Below are 14661 nucleotides of genomic sequence, written 5' to 3'. Positions count from 1 at the left end.
CGCTCGCCATCACTGCCCCAGGCGGGTCATGTCGGCGTCTTCGGGTTCCGCCGCACGCAGCGGCGGCGGTGCCGACATGTGCACGGTCCGGTGGGCGATGCGCCACCGTGTTCCCTCGCGGCGTAGCCGGTCCACGTAATTGCCCAGGCGGCGCAGCCCCAACTGCCCGTCGGTGTGGAGACCGGTCACCGTGAAGATCGAGTACACCTCGGCCGTGGCCGGTCCGAGCGAGGTGATCAGAAGGTTGGACGTCACATGCCGGAACATCACACCGATCTCGTCACGGGCGTGATTCCACTGGTAGGTGAAGCCCATCATGATCTGCTCCGGGGTGGTGAGCACGCTGGGATAGCCCTCGGGGGCCGGGTCCATCTGGAAGACCGCGTCCGCGGTGTAGAGGGTCCGGAGCATGTCGAAGTCGCCGGCGTCCAGCAGCAGGCCCGCCGCGACCACCACGTCCTGGATGGCGGCCCGCTCCCGGAGCACCCGGGCGTCGAGAAGCTCGGTCTCGCCCGGATCCAGCCAGTCTGTTCTGCTCATGACGTCCTTCCCGTGGCGCTGTCGCGCCGGATTCCGTCCAGCCATGTCCACATGGCGGCAGCTGTGCTGTCGGCGTACTCGCCGACCATCGTGCAGTGGTCTCCCGGCACCTCACCCGCCTCGTGTTCACCCGGCCACCGTGAGCGCCAGTCACCGGTGACGGGCGGCTCGTCCGGCGATCCGGGTACCGGCTCCAGCGGGCGCAGGAACAGGGTGCGGGTCTGCACCGGCTCCGGCCGCCAGCCGCGGAACATGCGGCGGTAGCTGCCGAACGTGGTGAGGGAGGTGAAGTCCGGGGTGGCGAAGGTCTCCCGGCGGACGACCAGTTCGTAGTTCATGGCACGCCGCAGGGCCGGGGACATGCCGTCGGGCAGGTAGGTGTCCAGCAGGACCAGGGCCAGGGGCCGTACCCCTGCTTTCTCCAGGGCGCCCGTCACCGCGTGGGCGAGCCACCCTCCCGAGGAATAGCCCAGGAGGACCGGTGCCTCGTCGCCGAGACGCCCGACGACGTATCGCGTGAGCACCCCGACCAGCGCCTCGACCGATGTGGCCAGCGGATCCCCGGTCCGGAAGCCGGGCACCGGCAGCACCGAGAGATTCGCCCGGCCCTGGAAGTAGTTGGCCAGCCGGGCGAACTGGATAGCCGCCTCGACGGGCGCGAACGGCGGCACCGCGAACACCGCCGGTCCCTGATCACCGCGTGCCAGGTCGACGAGAGCCGCGTCCGGGCCGAAGTCGGCGGCGGAGTCGAACGTCTCCCGCAGCCCGGCCGCGCCGACACACAGCGATTCGATCGCGTTCATCTTGCCTCGCAGCGCGAGCCGCCGGTAGAGATCGTGCAGGCCGCCATCGGCACCGCCGACGAGTGGGGTGGTGGCGCTCGCGGCGTCGCCGCGCAGCAGCGCCAGCAGGTAGTCGGCCAGCGCCACCGGGGTCTCGTGGTCGTAGATCAGGCCAGGGGGCAGGGACAGGTCGGTCACCTTGGTCAGCCGGTCCCGCAGCGCGACGGCGCGCAGCGAGTCGAAGCCGAGCTCCCGCAACGGGCGGTCCGGTTCGACGGAGTCCGGCGAGGGGTGGCCCAGCTCGGTGGCGATCTCCGCACGCACGATCTGCAACAGCAGGTCAGTCTGCTGTTCGCCGGATCGGCCGGACAGGCGGGCGCGCAGATCCGGCCGGGCGGTCCGGTCGGCGGTCTCCGGCGGCGGCGCCAGCTCGGTGATCAACGGCCGCGGCCTGGCCGCCGTGTAGGTGGCGGCGAACCGGGGCCAGTCGATGTCGGCGATGACCGAGACCGGGCTTGCGGTCGCGACCGCGCGTGACAGCGCCCGCAGGGCGGTGCCCGGCTCCATCGACCGTACGCCCCGGACGGCGTAATGCTCGCCGGCCAGTTCGGCCATGCCCGGACCCGCCCACGCTCCCCACGCGATCGAGGTGGCGGCCTGCCCCCGTGCTCGTCGCCGCTGCGCGATGGCGTCGAGGGCGGCGTTGGCGGCGCTGTATCCGGCCTGGGATCCGCTCCCCCAGATGCCCGCCGCCGAGGAGAACAGGACGAACGCGTCGAGATCGTCGTCGCTGGTCAGCGCGTCGAGCACCCCGGCGCCGCCCGCTTTGGCGTCGAGCACCCCGGCAAGGTCGGTCTCACCGATCTCGGCGACCGTCGCGGGCACCTGCGGAGTTCCGGCGGTGTGGACGACGGCCCGCAGCGGTCGCCCGGTGGCACGCAACCTCGCCAGCAGCGCGGCCATCTCGGCCCTGTCCCGCACGTCTCCCGCTACCACCATGGCCTCGACGCCTGTCGCTGCGAGGTCGTCGAGCAGCGTCGCGACCCCGGGCGCCTCCGGTCCCCGCCGGGACAGGAGCACCAGGTGCTCGGCACCGGCGGTGGCCAGCCAGCGTGCGACCTGGCCGCCGAGGCTCCCCGTGCCGCCGGTGACCAGCACGGTTCCGCTCGGCTGCCACGGTTTCGCGGCTGCCGCGGCAGTCGCACGGATGAGCCGGCGGACGTGGCATCCGCTCGGTCGGAGGGCGACCTGGTCCTCACCCGGGTTGAGCGCCAGCACACCCGGCAGCGCCGCGAGGTCCGCCTCCGACGGTGCGGCGGGAAGATCGATCAGCCCACCCCAGCGCTCCGGCTGCTCGAGCCCGATCACCCGGCCCAGACCGGCGACTGCCGCGCCGGCCACGGTGGTCACGGCTTCGCCGGCGACGGACGCCGCGCCCGCCGTCACGTACCACATCGGCGCCGGGATCCCGGCGTCCGCGAGGGCCTGCGCGAGGGTCACCGACCTGACCAGTGCGGCCAGTTCGGTGTCCGAGCCGTCCGGGAGCCACAGGACGCCGGTTGGTTCGGTGGGCAGTGATCTCAGCCGCGCTGCCAGGGCCTCCCTCGTCCCGCCGTCATCGGTCAGCCGCGCCACGGCCATCCCGGCCGCGCCGCACCCGGCTGACAGCCTCCCGGCGAGTTCCGAGTCGGCTGCGACGAGCAGCCAGGAGCCGGCGGGGCCGTGTCCCGGCTGCGGGACCGCCAGCGGCTCCCAGCGGATCTCGTAGTGCCAGGCGAGCCCGTCTGCCGTGGCCTGCGGCATGGACGCCGGGGCAGGTTCCGGCCAGTAGCGGCGTCGCTGGAAGGCGTATGTGGGCAACTCGATCGGGGCGCTGGCCGGACGCGGGGGAACGAGGGCCGACACGGGCCCGCCGTGGACGAACAGCTCCGCCATCGCCTGTTCGAACGTGCCGACCTGATCGCTGTCGCGGCGTTGGGTGGGCACGAACGCGCGGCCCCGGGACTCCGGGAGGCACTCGCGGGCCAGCGCGGACAACACCACGTCCGGGCCGGCCTCGACGTAGACGGTGACGCCGGCCGAGTCCAGTGCCCGCAGCGCGTCGGCGAAGCGGACGGTGCGGCGCACATTGTCGAGCCAGTACCCGGGTCTGGCGAGTTCCGCACCGGAGGTGATCCGCCCGGTGGTGGCGGAGACGAAGCCGACGGTGGGCTGCCCGAACGAGATGCCGGACAGCACTTCGGCGTACCGGTCCAGCATGGGGTCGACCGCAGCCGAGTGGAACGCGTGGGTGACAGTCAGCCGGGTGGTCCGCCATCCCCGGGCGGTGAACACCTCCTCGGCGGCGGTCACGTCGACGTCGGCGCCGGAGACCACTACCGACGACGGTCCGTTGACCGCGGCGATGTCCACGGCCCGGCCGAGGGAACCCAGCGCGGTGAGCACGTCGACCTCGCCGGCGCGGACCGCGCTCATGACCCCGCCCGGTGGCAGTTCCTGCATCAGGGAGCCGCGGGCGGCCACCAGGGCGGCCGCGTCCGGCAGGGAGAGCACCCCCGCCACGTGCGCTGCGGTGATCTCGCCGAGGGAGTGTCCGAGCACGTAGTCGGCGGTGTGGCCGAACGACTCGTACAGCCGGTACAGCGCGACCTCGACGGCGAACAACGCGGGCTGCGCGTATCTGCTCTGTTCCAGCTCCGCTGCACGGCGAGTCGCCGGAGCCGCGAACACGACCTCACGCAGGGGGACCGGCAGGGTGGCGTCGAACTGGTCGCACACCGCATCGAACGCCTGCGCGAAGGCGGTGAACCGCTCGTACAGCTCCCGGCCCATGCCGGGTCGTTGCGCGCCCTGCCCGGTGAACAGCACGGCTGTCCGGACGACGCCGGCCCGCCCGACGCAGACGCCGGCGGCGGGTTCTCCCGCGGCCAATGACTGCAGCGCGTCGAGAAGGCCGCTCCGGTCCTGGCCGGTGACGACGGCCCGGTGGTCGAACAGCGTCCGGTTCGCCGCCAGCGCGTGGGCCACGGTGGAGGCGGCGAGCTGCGGGTGGGTGGTCAGGTGGGCGTGCAGCTTCGCGGCCTGGGCACGCAGTGCGGACGTGCTCCTGGCGGAGAGGAGCCAGGGATAGCGGCCTGTCGGTTCCCCGGTCTCGACGGCCGCGTCGGTCGTCTGTTCGAGGACGACGTGCGCGTTGGTGCCGCCGATGCCGAAGGAGGACACGGCGGCGCGGCGCGGCCGGCCGGTCTCGGGCCATTCCCGTTGGTCGTGCAGGAGTTCGACGGCGCCCTCCGTCCAGTCCACGTGTGACGAGGGCGGTGTCGCGTGCAGGGTCGCCGGCAGTTGGCCGTGCCGCATGGCCTGGACCATCTTGATGACGCCGGCCACGCCGGCAGCCGCCTGGGTGTGGCCGATGTTCGACTTCACCGAGCCCAGATAGAGCGGCCGGCCGGGCGGCCGGTGCTGACCGTAGGTGGACAGCAGCGCGCGGGCCTCGATCGGGTCGCCCAGTCCGGTTCCGGTGCCGTGTGCTTCGACCAGGTCCACGTCGGCCGGGGAGAGCCCGGCGTTGACCAGTGCCTGTGAGATGACCGCCCGCTGGGCGGCGCCGTTCGGCGCGGTGATCCCGTTCGACTCACCGTCCTGGTTGGTCGCGCTGCCGCGCACCACGGCCAGCACCGGGTGACCAAGCCGGCGCGCGTCCGACAGGCGCTCCACCAACAGTAGGCCCGCGCCCTCACCCCAGCCGATGCCGTCGGCGCTGTCGGCGAACGCCTTGCAGCGCCCGTCGGCAGCGAGGCCGCCCTGCCGGGCGAACTCCCGCAGCGGAGCGGTGGTGCCCATCACGGTGACCCCGCCGACGAGCGCCAGGTCGCACTCGTGCGCGCGCAGCGAGCGGACGCCGAGGTGCAGCGCCACCAGGGACGACGAGCATGCCGTGTCCACGGTGATCGCCGCACCGGTCAGCCCCAGGGTGTAGGCGACCCGACCGGAGAGCACCGAGAGCGAGCTACCGGTGACCGCGTCTCCCTCGCGGACGCCGCTGGCACCGGAGGCGCTGGGCGCGTAGCCGGTGAAGGCGGCCCCGACGATGACGTCGGTCCGGCTGCCGCGCAGCGTCGTCGGGTCGATTCCGGCCCGCTCGACGGCCTCCCACGCCGATTCCAGCAGCAGGCGCTGCTGCGGATCCATCGCGAGCGCCTCGCTCGGTGAGATGCCGAAGAACTCGGCATCGAATCCGCTCGCGTCGTGCAGGAATCCGCCCAGGTTCGGCCCGACCTCCAGCGGTACCCATCCCCGGTCGGCGGGCAGGGTCGTGATGGCGTCCGTGCCGGCGGCGACCAGGTCCCAGAGCGCATCCGGAGAGTCGACGCCGCCGGGGTAACGGCAGGCCATGCCGACGATCGCCACCGGTTCCAGGGACCGAGCCTCGACCTCGGCGAGCCGCTGACGGGTGTGCTGCAGCTGGGTGGCGGTCTCGCGGAGGAAGTGGCGAAGTCGCTCGGAGTTGGTCACGGACCCTCCTCGGCTGGTGGGCGGTCGGCCGGCTCACGAGATCCCGAAGTTCTCCTGCAGGTACTCGAACATCTCGTCGTCGCTGGCGGTGTCGGAGATCGATCCGGTCGTCGCCGTGCCCGCCGTCCAGTTCGCGATCAGCTCGGACAGTCGGGCGGTCACCCGGGCACGGGCCTCGGCGGTGAAGGCGGTGGTATGCAGACCGGCCTCGAGACGGTCCAGGTCGGCGAAGACGGCGTGCGGCAGCGATGCGTCGTTCTCGGGCAGGAGCGCGCTGCGCAACTGTCGTGCCAGCAGTTGGGGGGTCGGATGGTCGAACACCACGGTGGTCGCCAGCCGCAGGCCGGTAACGGCGTTGAGCCGGTTACGCAGTTCGACGGCCATCAGGGAGTCGAATCCCAGCTCCCGGAAGGTCCGGTCGATGTCGATCGCCTCCGCATCCGCGTGCCGCAGCACCCCGGCGGCGCGTTCCTTCACCAACTCGGCCAGCATGTTCTCCTGGTCCGCCGGCTCGTGCGCCGCCAGCCGTTCCCGCAGTCGCACCGAGCGATCCGCGCCGCCGTCGCGCCCGCCGTCGGCCTCGACGAAGTTCTCGACGAGCGTGCTCGGGCGCAGTGAGGTGTAGGCGGAGATGAACAGGGACCAGTCCAGGTCGGCTACGACCACGTTCGTTTCGCCGCAGGCGACTGCCCTGCTCAACGCGGTGATCGCTGGCTCCGGGGCCATGGCGCGTACCCCGACGAGGTCGAACAGGTCGCGTAGCTCGCCGGGGGTCTCCGTCAGCCCGGTCTCGGTCCAGCCACCCCACGCGATCGCCGTCGCCGCCAGGCCACCGGCACGACGCCGGCACGCCAGGGCGTCGAGGTAGGCGTTCGCCGAACTGTAGGCCGCGTGTCCCGCACCGCCGAGCACGCCGGAGAGCGACGTCATCAGCACGAACGCGTCCAGGTCCGCGCCGGCCAGCAGGGAGTCCAGGTTCTCCGCCCCGCGTACCTTGCCGGCGACCACCTCGGCGAACTGCGCCCTGGTGAGGTCGGTGGTGAGTGTGTACCCGCCGCTGACACCTGCCGCATGGACGACCGCGCTCAGCGGGAACTCCTCCGGGACGCGGCTGAGCGCGCCGGCGAGCGCCGTACGGTCGGCGGTGTCGCACGCCTCGAAGGCCACCGTGGCACCGCAGGCGCGCAGATCGTCGGCCAGGCCGTCGGCTCCCGGTGCCGTGGCACCCCGGCGGCTCACGAGGACGACGTGCCGGGCACCGTTGCGGGCTGCCCATCGGGCGATCCGGGAACCCAGTGCACCCGTGCCTCCGGTCACCAGGACGGTGTCCCTCGGCTGCCACCGGTCGCCGTCGGGGCCGGGAGCCGACGCCCGTACCAGGCGACGGGCCAGCACCCTGGAGGCGGTCACCGCGACCTGATCCTCACCGGTGCGACCCGACAGCACCGTGGGGAGCTGGGCCAGGGCCGCCGCCTCCGGCAGTGGGGGCAGGTCGGCCAGGCCGGCCAGGAGGCGCGGGTTTTCCTGGGCCACGGCAAGGCCGAGGCCCCACAGTTGGGCCTGCTGAGGGCTGGGCGACGCGGAGGTCGCTGTCGTCGCGCCCCAGGTCAGGCACCACAGCTTCGCCGCCAGCGTCACCTGGGTCAGCGCCTGGACCAGGGCCAGCGTCAAGGCGACGCCGCTGGGGACGTCGGGCTGGCCGGGGTCCTCCTCCCGCGCCAGGGCCAGCAGCGACACCACGCCGACCACCGCCGGGGCGTCACGCACGCCGTCACGCAGCCGCTCGGCCACCCGCTCGCCGCTCGCATCCTCCGGCGAAAGGGTCACCGTCCGCAGGTACGCACCGCTGTCCTGCAGTTGGGCGAGCACCGCCTGGAGACGCCCGTCCCGTTCGTGGGCTTCCGGTTGGACCACCACCCAGGTTCCCAGCAGGCCGACCGGGGGCTGCGGTGCCAGCGCCGCCCACGAGACGTGGTAGCGCCAGGAGTCGGCGAGGGTGGTCTCGGTCGACTGCCGGTGCCAGCGGGCGATCGCCGGTAGCGCCGCCCGCAACGTGGTGTCGTCCGGTACGCCGATCAGTTGGGAGAACTCGGCGGGGTCGGCACGTCCCACGGCGTCCCAGAACCGCTGGTCCGCGACGCTCGTGGGGGTGCCCGGCCCGGTGTGTCGTCCGTCGCCTCCGCCGTCGGCCTCGGGTAGCCAGTAGCGGTCGCGTTGGAAGGCGTAGGTCGGCAGATCGACGATGGTCGCGCCGGTGAACGCCGCACGCCAGTCGATGTCGGCGCCGCGTGCGTACGCCTCGGCCACGGTCGAGAGGAACTGCCGTCGGTCGCCGCGGCCGCGCCGGAGGGTGCCGATGATCGCGGCGTCGGTGCCCGACTCGTCGATCAGGTCCTGGACCCCCATGGTGAGCACGGGCTGGGGGCTGACCTCCACGAAGAGGCTGTGCCCGGCGTCGAGCAGCGCCCGTATCGCGGCGTCGAGCGCCACCGGCTCTCGTAGGTTGCGGTACCAGTAGGCGGCGTCGAGGCCGCAGGTGTCGAGTTGCGCACCGGTGACGGTGGAGTAGAAGGGGATGTCGGACGTTCGCGGGGCGAGGTCCGTCAGCCCTGACTCGATCTCGTCCCGGATCTGCTCCACCTGGCCGGAGTGCGCCGCGAAGTCGACGCCCTCGATGCGCCAGCGCAGCATGCCGCGGCGGGACAGCTCGCGCTCCAGCTCGGTCAGGGCAGCATTGTCACCGGAGATGGTGACCGCGGCCGGTCCGTTGACGGCGGCGATCCACAGCCGGTCCTGCCACGGCTTCAGCAGTTCCTGGATGTCGGCTACCGGCGCGAGGGCCGAGAGCATCGCGCCGGCACCGCGCAACTGCCGCAGGGCTCTGCTACGCAGGGCGACGACCTTCGCGGCGTCGGGCAGGGAGAGTGCCCCGGCCACGCATGCGGCCGCGATCTCGCCCTGGGAGTGCCCGGCCACCGCCGCAGGACGTACGCCGTACGATGCCCACAGCTCGGCCAGCGACACCATCGTGGCGAACAGCACCGGCTGGACGACGTCCACCCGGTCCAGCGTCGGCGCACCGGCCACCCCTCGGACGACGTCCAGCACCGGCCAGTCGAGCCAGGCGGAGAGGGCTTCCGCGCATTCGGCCATCTTGCGGGCGAAGACGGCCTCGGTCTCCAGCAGGTCGCGAGCCATCCCCTCCCAGTGGGTGCCCTGACCGGAGAAGAGCAGCACCGGTTGCCGGGCGGCATCGTTGCGGCGTCCGGTCACGGTGGCCGAATCGGCTCGGTCCCCGGCGAGTGCTTCAAGGTCGCCGAGGAGCGCGGTGCGGTCAGTCCCGGTCACGACGGCGGTGTACTCCAGCGCGGTGCGGGTCGCGGCCAGCGAGTACCCGACGTCGGCGGCGCTCAGGGCGCGCTCGACGACATGTGCCCGTAGGCGCTCCGCCTGTGCGCGCAGCGCCTCGGGGGTGCGGGCGGACAGCACCCACGGCAGGACCACGGCCGGCCCCGGTGTCGCGCCGGTGGTGGAGTCGGGAGCCTGCTCGAGGACGACGTGGGCGTTGGTGCCGCTCATCCCGAAGGACGACACGGCAGCTCGGCGGGGTCGCTTCACCGCCGGCCACGGCCGCTGCTCCGCGGTCAGGCGCACGGTGCCGGCGGACCAGTCGACTCGGGTGCTGGCGTGCTGGGCGTGCAGGGTCGCGGGGAGGACACCGTGCCGCAGCGCCAGCACCATTTTGATCACTCCGGCGACGCCAGCTGCGGCCTGGGCGTGCCCCAGGTTGGATTTGATGGAGCCGAGCCACAGCGGCCGATCGGTCGACCGGTCCCGGCCGTAGGTGGCGAGCAGCGCCTGCGCTTCGATCGTGTCACCGAGCCGGGTGCCGGAGCCGTGCCCCTCCACCGCGTCCACGTCGCCGCTCGCCAGCCCCGCGGCGGCCAGCGCGGCCTCGATCACCTGCTGCTGCGCCGGGCCGTTCGGTGCCGTGAGGCCGTTGGAGGCGCCGTCGGAGTTGACAGCGGATCCGCGCAGCACGGCCAGGATGGGGTGACCGTGTCGTTGCGCGTCGGACAGTCGTTCCACCAGCAGCACGCCGACCCCCTCGCCCCAGCCGGTGCCGTCGGCGGCGTCCGCATAGGACTTGCACCGCCCGTCGGGAGCGAGCCCGCCGTGCTGCGCGAAGGCGACGAAACTGGCCGGTGTCGCCATGACGGCCGCGCCTGCGGCCAGGGCGATGTCACACTCTCCGCCACGCAGGGAGTGCGCCGCCAGGTGCAGGGCCACCAGAGAGGACGAGCAGGCGGTGTCGACCGTCATGGACGGCCCGCGCAGGCCGAAGGTGTAGGAGAGCCGCCCGGACCCGACGCTGCCGGACACGCCGGTGAGCAGGTGCCCCTCGAGCCCGGCTGGGGGCGGGACCGCCGGGAGGCGTAGTCGGTGTTGCCCATGCCGACGAAGACGCCGGTGCGGCTGCCGCGCAGCGATCGGGGGTCGACACCGGCCCGTTCGAAGGCCTCCCACGAGGTCTCCAGCAGCAGTCGCTGCTGCGGATCCATCGCCAGCGCCTCTCGCGGAGCGATGCCGAAGAAGCCGGCGTCGAAGTCGGCGGCGTCGGACAGGAATCCGCCGCTGCGCACGGCCAGGGGTCCGGCGGCTCCGACGCCGTCGCTCCCGACGGTGGACGGCGGTGGCCAGCCTCGGTCGCCGGGAAAGCCGGTGACGGCGTCCGTACCGGCGGTCAGCAGCCGCCAGAGGTCTTCCGGTGAGTTCACGCCACCGAGAAAACGACAACCCATCCCGATGATCGCGATCGGCTCCCGCTGGCGTTCCTCCTCCGTGCGGAGCCGATGTGTGGTTCTGTCCAGCTCAGCGGTAACTCGTTTGAGGTAATCCAGCAGTTCGTCGTCGCTCACCACTATCGAAGCTCCTCAATTGTCAGAGAACGCCAGATCTATCTACCGGAGCCGGACCACGTTGATCTTCCGTAATCTGACTCGCGTGACGGAGACCACAGGACAAAGAGCCGACGCCCGTCCGACTATCCCCTGTTCAGACCGCCTGGACGCGGGGCGAAGGCGGCACGCCACGCCGGGCGGAATCCATTTCTGGGATTCACCGGCAAAGGACTTCCACGCGATTTCGCCCACATGCTAAAAGGACGGATGAGTCATCTGACCTATGTCCGGAAATCTGCCGGGTGCTAGCCTCGCTCGCGGTGGAGCCGGACACCGGGCTACCGTTCGGCCGGCTCCCGGGGTTCGCCACGTCAGCAGCAGACCTGCGCCGGGCTCCGCGCCGCCAGAAGTCCGCTCGGGACGAGGATCGTCGAGGGTCGGGGGCACGCATGCGAATTGAGTCCGAGAGCCGGCCGGTCGCCGTGGTGGGCGCTGGAGTGATGGGAGCGGGCATCGCCACGACCGTGCTCGGCAGCGGACTACCGGTGGTCCTGGTCGACAATGACCCGGCGGCGCTCGACCGGGCCGAGCACACGATCCCCCTCCAGCTGCGGCATGCCCAGCTGATGAACGCGGCACCGTCCGGCGGGCAGCCCGGCCGGCTGGTGACGACCACCTCCGTGCGGGAACTGGACGGCGTCTCTGCCGTGATCGAGGCGGTCAGCGAGCACCTCACCACCAAGGCCAGGATCCTCGTCGAGGTGGCCGATGTCGTCGGCGCGGAGGTTCCGCTCGTCACCAACACCTCGGGCATCCCGATCGACGAGCTGGCCGATGCCCTGCCCCGACCGCACCAACTGGTCGGCACGCACTTCATGAATCCCGCGTATCTGATCGACCTGGTCGAGGTGATCCGGGGACCTCGTACGGCCGACGCGACCATGGCCGCGCTCATGGCCCTGCTGGCGGGCCTGCGCAGACGCGCCGTCGAGGTGCGCGACTCGCCGGGCTTCGTCACCAGCCGGCTGCTGCACCCGATGCTCAACGACGCGGCCCGCCTCGTGGGTGACGGCATCGCCACGGCCGACGAAGTCGACGCCCTCATGCAGGGCTGCCTCGGGCATCGGACCGGCCCGCTGCGCACCGCCGACCTCATCGGCCTGGACAACCTGGTGGACTCGCTGGCGGCCCTCTACGAACGCACGGGGGAACAGCGATACCGCCCCTGCGAACAGTTGACGGCGAAGGTACGCGACGGCCATCTCGGCCGGAAGTCGGGCCGCGGCTTCTACGACTACACGGAGGTACTGTCGTGACGGCGGAGCAGAGCGCCGAGACTCTCGACACCGAAGAGGCGTTGCGGTCGTACCTGGCCGACCGGCTCAAGAGCACTGTCGAGGTCGACCAGGACCTGTTCGAGAGTGGACTGGTCAACTCGATGTTCGCGATGGAACTCGTGGTCTACCTCGAGCAGACCTTCCAGATCGCCGTCCTGGGCGGAGACCTCCGGCTGGACAACTTCCGCACCGCGCGAACGATGGCAGCCCTGGTGCGGCGGCTGCGTGACGGCCATGGCCGCGACTGAACGCTGCACCGCCGCTCGCGACCTGACGAGCACGCTCATCGGCGACCGGGCCGGCGCCTGGGACCTCGCCGGTGAACTGCCTGTTGCGGTGTTGCGGGAGTTGGGCCGGCAGGGCGCGCTGTGCGCCCAGGTGCCGGTGGAGTTCGGCGGGCTGGGCCTGAGCAGCGCGGAGAACGGCGAACTGACCGCGCACACCGGCGGCCTGTGCAGCTCGGTCCGGAGCGTGCAGACCTCACAGGGCATGGCGGCCTGGAGCATCAGCCGGTTCGGGGACCCGGACCAGCGGCGTCGCTACCTCCCCCGGCTCACCCGCGGGGAACTCGCGGCGGTGGCGTTCAGCGAAGCCGACGCCGGCAGCGATCTGAGCGCCATGACCACCCGCATCGAGGTCTCCGGTGACGAGGCCGTCGTCACCGGAGAAAAGGTGTGGACCACAGCAGCCACCTACGCTGACCTCATCCTCGTCGTCGGCCGGTTCGGGTCGGGAGCGGCCGTCGCGGTCGTCCCCCGCGACTCCCCGGGGATCCGGCTGACGCGGGTCCCGCATCCGTCGGGCTGCCGCGCGGCGGGCCACGCCGACGTACGCCTCGACGCCGTCCGCCTTCCCGTCACCGCGATCCTCGGCGGCGGCGGGCACGATCTCTCGATGCTGGTGACCGCGACACTGCTCTACGGAAGGATGTCCGTCGCCTGGGGTTGTGTGGGAATCCTGCGCGAGTGTCTGCGGGTATCCGCCATCCATGTCCGCACCCGGTCCCAGTTCGGCACCGAGCTGGCCCGCCACCAGCTCGTGTCCCGGCACCTCGCCGAACTCCTGATCGCCGAACAAGTGGCTACCCGAGCCTGCGAACACGCCAGCAGGTGCTGGGACTCCGGCGATCCGGGGCTGGTCGCCGCCGCGGTCCTGGCGAAGCAGGTCAGCTCACAGAACGCGGCACGCGGCGCGGCGACGGCCGTGCAGTTGCTGGCCTCCCGAGCCGCACACGACGGGAGCCCGGTGGCCCGGGCCTACCGGGACGCCAAGCTGATGGAGATCATCGAAGGCACCACCGAGATCTGTCAGCTCGTCCTCGCGGACCACGCGTTGAACACGGCAGGGAGGATCGATGCTTGACCAACCGGTGAAGTGCCTCGTCTGGGATCTGGACAACACGCTCTGGCGGGGCACCCTGCTGGAGGGCGACGACATCCGGCTGCCGGACGAGGTGCGTGAAGTGATCACCACCCTGGACGCGCGGGGCATCCTGCAGTCGGTCGCCAGCAAGAACGACCACGCCCTCGCGTGGCGGAAACTCAAGCAGTGGGGTGTCGCTGAGTACTTCCTCCTCCCGGAGATCGGGTGGGGGCCCAAGTCCGCGTCGGTGCGCCGGATCGCCGACAGCCTGAAGTTCGCGCACGCCGCCGTCGCCTTCGTCGACGACCAGCCCGCCGAACGCGCCGAGGTCGCGTTCCACCTGCCCGACGTACGCTGCTACACCCACGAGGATGTGCCCGGACTGCCGGGTCGGCCGGAGTTCAGTCCCGCGGTAGTCACCGAGGACGCCCGGCAGCGACGCCACATGTACCGGGCGAACACCCGACGCACCGCCGTACAACGCGACTTCACCGGACCGGATCAGGAGTTCCTCCGCTCGCTGGAACTCGAGATGCGGATCAGCCGGGCGAACGACCGGGACCTCGCCCGGGTCGAGGAGCTCACCCGGCGTACCAGCCAGATGAACGCGACCGGCGTGCACTATTCCGACGCGGCGCTGCGGCGGCTGCTCGCCGATCCGGGCCACGAGGTCCTGGTGACCACCATGGCCGACCGGTTCGGTCCGCACGGGGCGGTCGGCGTCGTGCTCCTGGCGGAGAAGGAGGGCCTCTGGCAGGTGAAGCTCCTGGCCACGTCGTGCCGGGTGGTGCAGTTCGGCGCGGGGTCGGTGATCCTGAACTGGCTCGTGGACCGGGCCTTCGCGGCCGGCGTACACCTGGTGGCCGACTTCCGTCCGACGGAGCGCAACCGGATGATGGAGATCGCCTACCGGTTCGCCGGTTTCACCACCGACCCCTGTGCCTGCACGGCGGTGTGTGACCGCCCGGACGAGCCGGACACCCAGCATCTGCATCTCGTGCCGACCCACCGGGACGCAGCCGAGACGATACGGGTCATCGCCACCGACCTCTTCGCGGCGCGCGGGCGCTGACCCGCCGGTCACGTGCGTGGACCGCCGCTGGGACCGGGCCGCCGCCGGCACCGGGTACTCAGAGCCGCGCCGCCTGCCACCGAGCACACCGAGCCGGTCCGCGCCGGCACATTCGATCGACAGTGAGCACTGGAGGCCGCACGTGACATCGA

5 protein-coding genes and 2 pseudogenes are annotated in these 14661 nt (G+C 71.9%); 4 read left to right on the top strand and 3 right to left on the bottom strand.

What is annotated here, in order from left to right; translation table 11 throughout:
• Positions 1-9 precede the first annotated feature (9 nt).
• The 3 genes and pseudogenes from ACIG87_RS27580 to ACIG87_RS27570 all read right to left on the bottom strand — a co-directional run bounded on the left by ACIG87_RS27580 (position 10) and on the right by ACIG87_RS27570 (position 10759).
• Positions 10-540: a nuclear transport factor 2 family protein gene (locus ACIG87_RS27580; RefSeq protein ID WP_396854398.1), complete on the bottom strand. Its 531-nt coding sequence runs from the start codon at positions 538-540 to the stop codon at positions 10-12.
• A pseudogene (locus ACIG87_RS27575) lies at positions 537-5738 on the bottom strand (SDR family NAD(P)-dependent oxidoreductase); the annotation flags it as partial. The gene ACIG87_RS27580 and the pseudogene ACIG87_RS27575, both read right to left, overlap by 4 nt.
• A 132-nt stretch (positions 5739-5870) precedes the next feature.
• A pseudogene (locus ACIG87_RS27570) lies at positions 5871-10759 on the bottom strand (type I polyketide synthase).
• Positions 10760-11187: 428 nt separating this feature from the next.
• On the opposite strand from ACIG87_RS27570, the gene ACIG87_RS27565 reads away from it, so the two are divergent.
• Genes ACIG87_RS27565 through ACIG87_RS27550 form a run of 4 tightly spaced genes read left to right on the top strand, consistent with a single transcriptional unit; the run spans position 11188 to position 14509 of the window.
• The gene (locus ACIG87_RS27565; protein WP_396854397.1) at positions 11188-12054 is read left to right on the top strand and encodes a 3-hydroxyacyl-CoA dehydrogenase family protein; all 867 of its coding nucleotides are present in this window, start codon (positions 11188-11190) and stop codon (positions 12052-12054) included.
• A complete protein-coding gene (locus ACIG87_RS27560) occupies positions 12051-12323 on the top strand; it encodes an acyl carrier protein (protein ID WP_396854395.1) in 273 nt (90 codons plus the stop codon). The genes ACIG87_RS27565 and ACIG87_RS27560 overlap by 4 nt, the downstream gene beginning before the upstream one ends.
• The gene (locus ACIG87_RS27555) at positions 12310-13437 is read left to right on the top strand and encodes an acyl-CoA dehydrogenase family protein (protein WP_396854394.1); all 1128 of its coding nucleotides are present in this window, start codon (positions 12310-12312) and stop codon (positions 13435-13437) included. The genes ACIG87_RS27560 and ACIG87_RS27555 overlap by 14 nt, the downstream gene beginning before the upstream one ends.
• Positions 13430-14509 (top strand): HAD-IIIC family phosphatase, encoded by a 1080-nt coding sequence (locus ACIG87_RS27550; protein WP_396854393.1) that lies wholly within the window; start codon positions 13430-13432, stop codon positions 14507-14509. Before ACIG87_RS27555 ends, ACIG87_RS27550 begins: the two co-directional genes overlap by 8 nt.
• Positions 14510-14661: the final 152 nt, after the last annotated feature.

The sequence above is a fragment of the Micromonospora sp. NPDC051925 genome, from assembly GCF_044548625.1.
GTDB lineage: Bacteria > Actinomycetota > Actinomycetes > Mycobacteriales > Micromonosporaceae > Micromonospora.
The sequence above is the reverse complement of the archived record's forward strand: the minus strand, read 5'-3'. Positions and strand labels throughout refer to the sequence as shown.

What these genes read in the sequence shown, in the direction of transcription:
- ACIG87_RS27580 (WP_396854398.1), bottom strand. Translation starts at nt 540, where the DNA reads ATGAGCAGAACAGACTGGCTGGATCCGGGCGAGACCGAGCTTCTCGAC.
- ACIG87_RS27565 (WP_396854397.1), top strand. Translation starts at nt 11,188, where the DNA reads ATGCGAATTGAGTCCGAGAGCCGGCCGGTCGCCGTGGTGGGCGCTGGA.
- ACIG87_RS27555 (WP_396854394.1), top strand. Translation starts at nt 12,310, where the DNA reads ATGGCCGCGACTGAACGCTGCACCGCCGCTCGCGACCTGACGAGCACG.
- ACIG87_RS27550 (WP_396854393.1), top strand. Translation starts at nt 13,430, where the DNA reads ATGCTTGACCAACCGGTGAAGTGCCTCGTCTGGGATCTGGACAACACG.